The organism is Flavobacterium sp. T12S277, assembly GCF_048514875.1.
Taxonomy (GTDB): Bacteria; Bacteroidota; Bacteroidia; order Flavobacteriales; family Flavobacteriaceae; genus Flavobacterium.
On the sequence record NZ_JBLYEG010000010.1, the window covers coordinates 199340 to 205339 of the forward strand.

Consider the following 6000-nt stretch of genomic DNA (forward strand, 5'->3'; position numbering starts at 1 on the left):
CGAAAACGATTTTTTAAAATATAACTCATTCATTTTAAACAAAATAACTAATATTTTCTGTTTTATAAATTTTAGTTTAAAAAAGTGATAGAATTTTAAAACTTTTTTGCGAATTATATTACTTAAGGGATGCTTTTTGCTCGCAGAGACGCTAAGGCGCAAAGTTTTTTATTGTTGGCTGTTGATGTCAATGTGTATTTATACATCGTTTTGTCATTCCGAGGAACGAGGAATCTTAGGGAGTAACTCAACAACGTCATATACTTTGTGTCAGTTTCTTGTGGAGATTCCTCGTTCCTCGGAATGACAAGATTGCGAATAATTTGATAACAACAACAGCATACACTTTGTGTCAGTTTCTTGTGGAGATTCCTCGTTCCTCGGAATGATAAGATTGCGAATAATTTGATAACAACAACAGCATACACTTTGTGTTAGTTTCTTGTGGAGATTCCTCGTTCCTCGGAATGACAAGATTGCGAATAATTTGATAACAACAACAGCATACACTTTGTGTTAGTTTCTTGTGGAGATTTCTCGTTCCTCGGAATGACAAGATTGCGAATAATTTGATAACAGCAACAGCATACCCTTTGTGTTAGTTTCTTGTGGAGATTCCTCGTTCCTCGGAATGGCAAGATTGCGAATAATTTGAGAACAACAAAAAGCCCTTTTCTAAAACTTAGAAAAGGGCTTTTGAGCTGTTTATTTTTGTTTACAAATTGGTGATTACAAACTCACTTCTTCTGTTGCGTTCGTGTTCTTCTTCGGTGCATTTTACACCATCAGAACATTGGTTTACCAATTGAGTTTCACCATATCCTTTTGCGGTTAATCGGGTTGAATCTACTCCTTTTTGAATCAGCCAGTTTCTAGTCGATTTGGCTCGTTTATCCGATAAAACCTGATTGTATTTCAAGGTTTGTCGACTGTCTGTATGGGAACGGATATCTAATTTTAAGGTTGGATATTGTTTTAGTATTTCGATAATTTTCTCCAGTTGGTAAGCAGATTCCTTTTTAATAGTCGCTTTGTCCAGATCAAAATAAATAATCGGAATATCAAGTGTCTTGGCCAGATCGGTTCCAACTCCAATTGGTTTAACTCTCTTCTCTAACTGAATCAGTAAAGTTGTTTTTCCGGAGTTTCTGTTTATGGTTACCGGGGTTTCTTTGCTTTCATAATCTGTTTTTGAAGCGCGTACAAAATAATTTTTACCACATTTTACATTCGGAAAAATATAGTTTCCTTTTTCATCCGAAACAACTTCTGCTACGGCCTGAAAATTTTCATCAAACAATGCTACTTTGGTATTTGAAAGAACCACATTGGTTTCCAAATCGGTTATAGTACCCAGTAATTCCTGCTCGCAATTTAGTTTTCGTCTTTCGGTAAATCGGTAAACATCATCAAGTCCGTGGCCATTGTCTCTGTTGGAAGAGAAAAATCCGTTTCTGTTTTTACTGTTTATTACAAAAGCAAAATCGTCCTGTGGACTATTGATTGGTTCCCCTATGTTTTGTATTTCTTCAAAAGTGCCTTCTTTATTTATTTTTGCTACGAATACGTCAAGTCCGCCCAATCCGGGTCTTCCGTCGGTTGCGAAATAAAGTTCATTATCTTCTGAAATAAAAGGAAAGGTTTCTCTGCCTTCGGTATTGATTGCTGCACCTAAATTTTGAGGTTTTCCAAAGCTTCCATCACCGTTTATGGTTACTTTAAACAAGTCAGACTGGCCTAAGGTTCCCGGCATATCTGAAGCAAAGTAGAGCGTTTTTTCGTCTAAACTTAAGGTTGGATGCGCCACACTATACTGATCGCTGTTGAACGGAAGTGCTTCTATGTTTTTCCATTCCCCTTCAATTAAGTTTGCTTTATACAATTTTAATAAGGTGACTTTTTTCTCGTCTCTGCCTCTTTTTCCGTTTAAAAAATTATTGCGGGTAAAGTACATGGTTTGGCCGTCTTTCGTGAAAACGGGTGTCGATTCGTTGAATTTTGTATTTACTTTTTTCTGAAAACGCTGTGGTGTTCCTATACTCCCGTCCGGCAACATCTCGGCGGTGTATAAATTGGTAAAGGAACTATTGGTCCATTTGAAATTTTTCTTTGCCACTCCTCCTGTATCCCTGGCGGAGGTAAAAACTAATTTATTATCAAAGATGGTGCTTCCGTAATCTGAATATTTAGAGTTTATTCCGGCATCGGCAATTTCAAATCGCCCTGAATTTGCTTTTATGGCACTTAAATAGTTCTTATTCGTTTCAAACAAAACCCCTCTTTTATCGGTTGCTTGTTTTTGATTGAATTTTTCTAATGTTGCATCTGCTTTCGTATAATTTCCGGCCGCTTTAAGGCATTGTGCATATCGGTACAAATATTCCGGTTCCTGCTGTTCGTTCATGGCAAACAATTCATCATACCACTTTAAAGCTTTTACAAGCTCTCCGTTAAAATAGTAGGAATTCCCAAGACGCTGAAACATTTTTTCGTCTTTATATCCTTTGTCAGCCACATTTTCATAGATTTTTATGGCATCGATATAAGCGTACTTTTCGTATTTGGCATCAGCATAATTTATTTTGCCAGTCTGTGCAATTGTATTTAGAAAAAGAAGTAAAAAGGATAAGGTGTATAATATTTTTTGGCTTTTCATAGAGGAACATTTTAGAAGAATCTTGGTGAGGTAATTCTATTATAATTATTAAGAAACTCAAAACGCAGGAAGATCTCATGTGATCCCGAATTGTATCTTCTTAAATTAGTGGTTTCATGATCGTAGCCATAGCCAATATATAAACCATCTGTTACCTGAAAACCTGCCATTGCACTCAGCGAGGCACTCCAACGATAGGCCAGTCCTACGACAAATTTATCATCGAACATAAAGTTAGCCGAAGCATCTACTTGTAAAGGTGCTCCCTGAACCATTTTGGTTAATATTGCCGGTTTGAATTTGATGTAATAGTCCAGATCAAAAACATAACCAGCCATTAAATAGTAGTTGATTTTATCTTTAAAAATTGCGGTATCATCATCATTGAAACGATTGGTTTCGATAAAATTCGGAATGGACAATCCTACATAGGCTTTATCAGAATGCCAATACACTCCGGCTCCAATGTTAGGCGTAATTCTATTGTTTAGATTCTGAAATTGCGGGTCTCCCTGATTTTCGGGATTCAATTTATTGATATCCAAATTAAAAAGATTTGCCGTGGCTTTTATTCCGAAAGAAAGTTTAAAAGTTTCTGAGGTTGGAACACTATAAGACAAATCGGCTGATAAAGTGTTCTCGTTGGTAGGGCCAATTTTATCGTTTACCAAAGAAACTCCTAATCCTAAGTTACTGTTGTTTAGAGGGGTATTGATGGAGAAAGTACTGGTTTCGGGTGCTCCGTCCAGTCCAATCCATTGTGTACGGTACAACCCAAAAACACTTAATGCACCACGGGAGCCCGCATAGGCAGGGTTTATTGCGATGGTGTTGTACATGTATTGTGTGTATTGCGCATCTTGCTGAGCCGAACACACAACCGAAAATAACAGGAACATTAAAATTATCTTTTTCATTTGAATGGCTTTTAAGAAGCGGCCCGGAAGTGCCAGGCCGCTGTAATTTTTACTTGTTGATATATAAATAACCCGATTGTTCATGCGGATTCGATTCGTTGTCTCTATATTTCAGGATGTAGAAATAAGTTCCAACCGGTAATCCTTCAGATTGTTTTATAGTGGTACGACCTTCAGAGAAACCTTTAAAAACACGATCTTCATTGTTGTAGTTGTCCATTTCAAAGACCAAAACTCCCCAACGGTTGTAAATTTCAACCGTATTACTTGGATAACATTCCAAGCCCTGGATATAGAAACGTTCGTTCTTAGAATCTCCGTTTGGTGAGAATGCATTAAAGACTTTTATCACACAGCCCGTTAAATCCAATACGGTAGGTTTGTCTTCCAGGTTGCTTTCATCATCTGAAATATCATCGACCACAACTCCTTTACCACTTCGTCCCTGAACGCTTGCCTGATTGCTTACTTTACCTTTATTGATATCATTTTGTGTGATTTTGTAAGTAGCAGTAAAACTGTGTTCATCAGATTCGTTTACCTCTAAAGTAATTGCCTGTCCTGAAACCACAACTCCCGGTAATGGGTCAGAAATCATAACACCTGTTAATCGCACGTTTCCGGTATTGGTTACTTTAAATTTGTACGTAATGGTTTCACCGGCATTTGCAAATCCGCTTCCGTTTTCATCATTAAATACTGCTGTTTTAATTACTGCAATAGCAGGAACTTCAACAAAAACAGTTAGCGTAGCGGTACCACAATTAGTTGGATGCGCTTTTTCGCAAACCTGATAATTTAAGGTGTAATTTCCACCCGGAGTATTTGGTTTTACATTTACAGTTCCATCTGAATTAAATTCAAAATAAGGGTTTTTAGACAGATCTGTAAGTGTAACTTCTGAAGGATTAATTGGTAAACCTTTCAATAAATCATTGCCTAAAACATTGATAAATTCAAGAGAACCATTTATCCCGTCAACATTTACAATACCATCATTTACAACCACAATCTTCACAAATGGTAGTGGAGGATCAGGATCTACAATATTAATTACCGTAATCTTCGCAACCGCCTGACTGCAATTCGTTGGGTTTAAAGCTTCACAAATCTGATACGTTATTTCATATGTTCCAGATGCTGTTCCCGGTTTTACTTCAATTGTACCATCCGCTTTTAAAGTCAAATTCGGATTTGGAACAACGGTCGTTAAGATAACCGTTGAAGGATTCAACAGCGCACCGTTTAAAGTATCATTTTGAAAAATACTTGTTGTCGAGCTTAGTCCCTTACTGCTGTCAACAGTTCCGGCATTATCATTATTTGCTTTTATAACCGCCCCTGTTACCGGAACATAACTTTTTACAGTGGCACAGTTTGTTGGATTCAGATATTCGCAAATACTGTATTCAACTTCGTATTTCCCTATCGGAGTTCCTGCTTTTACAGTTACTGTTCCGTCTGCATTTAAAGTTAATCCTGTTGGAACATTTATGGCTTTTAAAATTACTCCTCCCGGACTATTTTTAATCACTGCCGGATTTCCATTCAAAGTATCATTATTTAACAATGAAGCAGTGGTTCCTCCAACACTTCCATTTATCGAAGGTGTAGTTTCCGTCAGCGCATTAATCGCTCCACTTCCAACTATAACGGTAGCCGTAGCAGAAGCACAATTTTTAGGTGTTGCTCCTTCTTCGCAGATTTCATAAGTAATTTGGTAAGTACCCGATACCGTGTTTGGATCTAAGGTTAATTTACCATCAGCGTCAATGCTCAATGGTCCTGTTTTGATTGGGGTTACATTGGTATTGGCAGCGGTTACTATTACTCCGTTTAAGGTATCATTTCCTGTTACGTTTCCAACGGTAGTGGCTACTGTTGTACTTGGTGTTTGTACCGGATAGGTAGTATCATCATTGGCTACAATTGGATTTTTAACTTCAACTGTTGCTGTAGCGGAAGCACAGTTTTTAGGTGTTGCTCCTTCTTCACAAATTTCATAGAAAATTTGGTAAGTACCCGATACCGTATTTGGATCTAAGGTTAATTTACCGTCAGCATCAATGCTCAATGGCCCTGTTTTGATTGGGGTTACATTGGTGTTGGCAGCTGTTACCAGTACTCCGTTTAAAGTATCATTTCCTGTTACGTTTCCAACGGTAGTGGCTACTGTTGTACTTGGTGTTTGTACCGGATACGTATTGTCATCGTTGGCTACAAGTGGGTTTTTAACTTCAACTGTTGCTGTAGCAGAAGCACAATTTTTTGGTGTTGCTCCTTCTTCGCAGATTTCATACGTAATTTGGTAAGTACCCGATACCGTGTTTGGATCTAAGGTTAATTTACCATCAGCGTCAATGCTCAATGGTCCTGTTTTGATTGGGGTTACATTGGTATTGGCTGCGGTTACTGCTACTCCATTTA

The 6000-nt window shown here is 37.7% G+C and carries 3 protein-coding genes; all 3 read right to left on the reverse strand.

The window, feature by feature from the left end:
• Window positions 1–715: 715 nt before the first annotated feature.
• On the reverse strand, window positions 716–2656 hold the full coding sequence (locus ACN1CN_RS15480; protein WP_419136270.1) for an OmpA family protein: 1941 nt from the start codon (window positions 2654–2656) through the stop codon (window positions 716–718).
• An 11-nt stretch (window positions 2657–2667) separates the two neighbouring features.
• The gene (locus tag ACN1CN_RS15485; RefSeq protein WP_291285893.1) at window positions 2668–3573 is read right to left on the reverse strand and encodes a type IX secretion system membrane protein PorP/SprF; all 906 of its coding nucleotides are present in this window, start codon (window positions 3571–3573) and stop codon (window positions 2668–2670) included.
• A 49-nt stretch (window positions 3574–3622) separates the two neighbouring features.
• The coding region (locus ACN1CN_RS15490; protein ID WP_419136271.1) for a gliding motility-associated C-terminal domain-containing protein at window positions 3623–6000 on the reverse strand (2378 nt) is incomplete at its 5' end.